Annotated in this window: 4 protein-coding genes; all 4 read left to right on the top strand. The window is 71.2% G+C overall.

From position 1 onward, the window contains the following. On the top strand, nt 1-523 hold a 523-nt coding region (locus tag AC1DWT_RS40640), incomplete at its 5' end, for a prepilin peptidase (RefSeq protein ID WP_477924961.1). A gap of 75 nt (nt 524-598) precedes the next feature. Next, nucleotides 599-1,786: a chorismate synthase gene (gene aroC / locus AC1DWT_RS40645; protein WP_072942156.1), complete on the top strand. Its 1,188-nt coding sequence runs from the start codon at nt 599-601 to the stop codon at nt 1,784-1,786. Nucleotides 1,787-1,824: 38 nt separating this feature from the next. Continuing rightward, nucleotides 1,825-2,331, top strand: a complete 507-nt coding sequence (locus tag AC1DWT_RS40650; RefSeq protein ID WP_072942154.1) for a shikimate kinase — start codon at nt 1,825-1,827, stop codon at nt 2,329-2,331. 93 nt (nt 2,332-2,424) lie between these two features. Next, the gene (aroB, locus tag AC1DWT_RS40655) at nt 2,425-3,537 is read left to right on the top strand and encodes a 3-dehydroquinate synthase (protein ID WP_072942152.1); all 1,113 of its coding nucleotides are present in this window, start codon (nt 2,425-2,427) and stop codon (nt 3,535-3,537) included. Nucleotides 3,538-3,602: the final 65 nt, after the last annotated feature.

The raw sequence follows: 3,602 nt of genomic DNA on the forward strand, positions 1-3,602 counted from the left end.
GGGTCCGGTGCCGCCGGGCTGGTGCGAGGCGATGTGCGCGGTCGGCGTCGCCGCCGCGGTCTGGGCCGACGCCGGCCGCAACCCGGTGTGGATACTGCCGGGTGCGCTCGCGTTCTGGTGGTGGTGTGTGAGTCTCGCCGCCACCGACCTGTGCGCCCGGAGGCTGCCGAACCTGCTGACGCTGCCCGGGTTCCTGGTGATCGTCGGCATCGGTGTCGCGACCGGCGCCGCGTCCGCCGCCGTGATCGGCGGACTCCTGCTGGCGGCGGCCTATCTCGCCCTCTACCTGGGAGCGCCCGGTGCGATCGGCGCGGGCGACGTGAAACTTGCGCTCGGCGTCGGCGCGGCCGCCGGGCTGGCCGGGGGAGAGGCTTGGGTGTTCGCGGCCGCGCTCGCGCCGGCACTGACCGCAGTGGCGGGCTGCGTCGTCCTCGCCGTCCGGCGCTCGCCGCCGCCGCTCCCACACGGACCCGCCATGTGTGCCGCGACGCTGGTGGCGTTGTTCGCCGGGCACCTCACCTGACCGAGTCCGCACCCCGCGCGCGCCCCGAGAGGACCACCGTCACTGCCGGACGCGGCGACATGGAAGGATATTGGCGTGCTGCGCTGGATAACTGCCGGAGAATCCCATGGTCCCGCCCTCGTCGCGATGCTCGAGGGGATGGTCGCGGGCGTCGAAGTGACGTCCGAGGACATTTCGACCCAACTCGCGCGACGCCGCCTCGGCTACGGCCGCGGTGCGCGGATGAAGTTCGAGGCCGACAAGGTCACCATCGTCGGTGGTGTCCGACACGGCCGGACGCTCGGCGGCCCGATCGCTGTCGAGGTGGGCAACACCGAGTGGCCCAAGTGGGAAACCATCATGTCCGCGGACCCGGTGGACGCAGACCTGCTCGCCGACCAGGCGCGGAACGCGCCGCTCACCCGTCCGCGCCCCGGTCACGCCGACTACTCGGGCATGCTCAAGTACGGGTTCGACGACGCGCGCCCCGTTCTCGAACGCGCGAGTGCGCGTGAGACGGCGGCCCGGGTTGCGGCCGCGACGTTCGCCCGGGGTTTCCTGCGCCAGGTGTTCGGCGTGGAGGTGCTGTCACACGTGATCTCGATCGGCGCGTCCGACCCGTACGTCGGCCCCGAACCCACCGCATCGGACCTGGCGGCGATCGACGCCAGCCCGGTCCGCGCGTTCGACAAGGCCGCCGAGGAATCGATGATCGCCGAGATCGAGGCCGCCAAGCGTGACGGCGACACCCTCGGCGGTGTCGTCGAGGTCGTCATCCACGGTCTCCCCGTGGGTCTCGGATCGTTCATCAGCGGCGCGGACCGCCTCGACGCCCGCCTCGCGTCCGCCCTGATGGGAATCCAGGCCATCAAGGGCGTCGAGGTCGGCGACGGCTTCGAGACCGCGCGCCGCCGCGGCAGCCAGGCGCACGACGAGATGCGGCCCGGCCCGGACGGAATTCTGCGTTCGACCAACCGCGCCGGCGGTCTCGAGGGCGGCATGACCAACGGCGAGGCGCTCCGCGTGCGCGCGGCGATGAAGCCGATCTCGACGGTTCCGCGCGCGCTCGCCACCGTCGACATGTCGACCGGTGAGGAAGCCGTGGCCATCCACCAGCGGTCCGACGTGTGCGCGGTGCCTGCCGCCGGTGTCGTGGCCGAGGCGATGGTGGCGTTGGTCGTCGCCCAGGCCGCGCTCGAGAAGTTCGGCGGCGACTCGGTGGCCGAGACGGCCGCCAACTACGAGCGTTACGCGTCGGGTGTCGCAGCCCGGCTCGCGCGATGACCAGCCCGTCTGCCGTCGCGCCGGGGCGGTGACGGGTGATGGCACCGAAAGCCGTGCTCGTCGGTCCGCCGGGAGCAGGTAAGTCCACGATCGGGCGTCGCCTCGCGCAGGCGCTGGACCTGTCGTTGTTCGACACCGACGTGGCCGTCGAGGAAGAGGCGGGACGCACGATCGCCGAGATCTTCGTCCAGGAGGGTGAACCAGCCTTCCGGGCCCTCGAGGAAGAGATCGTGCGGAAGGCCATCGAGAGTCACGAGGGGATCGTCTCGCTCGGTGGTGGGTCCATCCTCTCCGAGCGCACCCGTGAGTTGTTGAAGGGCCAGACGGTGATCTACCTCGAGATCAGCGTGGCCGAGGGGCTCAAGCGCACGGGAACCAACACCGCGCGCCCGCTCCTCGCCGGTGGCGACCCCCGCCAGAAGTACACCGAGTTGATGCGCAAGCGCCGACCGCTGTACCGGGAGGTGGCGTCCATCCGGATACGCACGGACGGGCGGAGTCCCGCCCGCGTGGTGCAGCAGCTGGTGGCGAAACTCGCCGAGTGATCGGCGACCCCGGCGGAGCCGCGGAGTGATGGGCGACCCGGCGGAACAGAGACATCCGAGAACCTCGGACAAGACGGAGCGGAGCAGCAGACAGTGACCGAACCGGTACGCGTACAGGTGCAGACGGCGAACCCCTACCCGGTCATCATCGGGCGCGGATTGCTCGGCGAGCTGGTGGACGAACTCGCCGGCACGAGGACGGTGGCGATCTTCCACCAGCCGCCGCTGGCGGAGACGGCGGAGGCGGTGCGCGCGGCGCTCGCCGAGAAGGGGATCGATGCGCACCGCATCGAGATTCCGGACGCGGAGGACGGCAAGGATCTGGCCGTCGCCGGGTTCTGCTGGGAGGTCCTCGGCCGGATCGGCCTGACCCGCAGCGACGCGGTCGTCAGTCTGGGGGGCGGCGCGGCCACCGATCTGGCCGGGTTCGTTGCGGCCACGTGGATGCGCGGGGTGCGCGTGATCCACGTGCCCACGACGCTGCTCGCGATGGTGGATGCGGCGGTCGGCGGAAAGACCGGCATCAACACCGAGGCCGGCAAGAACCTGGTGGGCTCGTTCCACGAGCCGTCGGCGGTGCTGATCGACCTGGCGACGCTCGAGACGGTGCCCCGCAACGAGATCGTCGCGGGCATGGCGGAGGTCGTGAAGACCGGATTCATCGCCGACCCCGTGATCCTGGAGCTCATCGAGAAGGATCCCGAGGCCGCGCTGGACCCCACGGGAACCGTTCTGCCCGAACTGATCCGGCGGTCCGTGGAGGTCAAGGCCAAGGTCGTGGCCGCGGACCTGCGCGAGTCGGATCTGCGGGAGATCCTCAACTACGGGCACACGCTCGGGCACGCGATCGAGCGGCGTGAACGCTACCGCTGGCGTCACGGTGCGGCGGTCGCCGTCGGGCTCGTCTTCGCGGCCGAGCTGGGACGGCTGGCGGGACGTCTGGACGATGCGACGGCGGACCGGCACCGCACCATCCTGGAACTGGTGGGGCTGCCCACCACGTACGACGCGGACGCGTTCGGCCAGCTGGTCGAGGGAATGCAGACGGACAAGAAGAACCGGGCCGGCGTGCTGCGGTTCGTCGTGCTCGACGGGCTCGCGAAGCCCGGACGGCTCGAGGGCCCGGACCCGTCTCTGCTCGTCGCCGCGTACTCCGCGGTGGCCCGAGAGGCGACGCCGGGCGCCGGCGGCGCCGTTCTCCTGTGACGTAACCTCCTGTGACGTAGCGCGAAGAAGCAGGGACGCGGCGGTGTGAGCGAGTGCGCTCACAC

Source organism: Rhodococcus sp. P4_B6, from assembly GCF_056402215.1.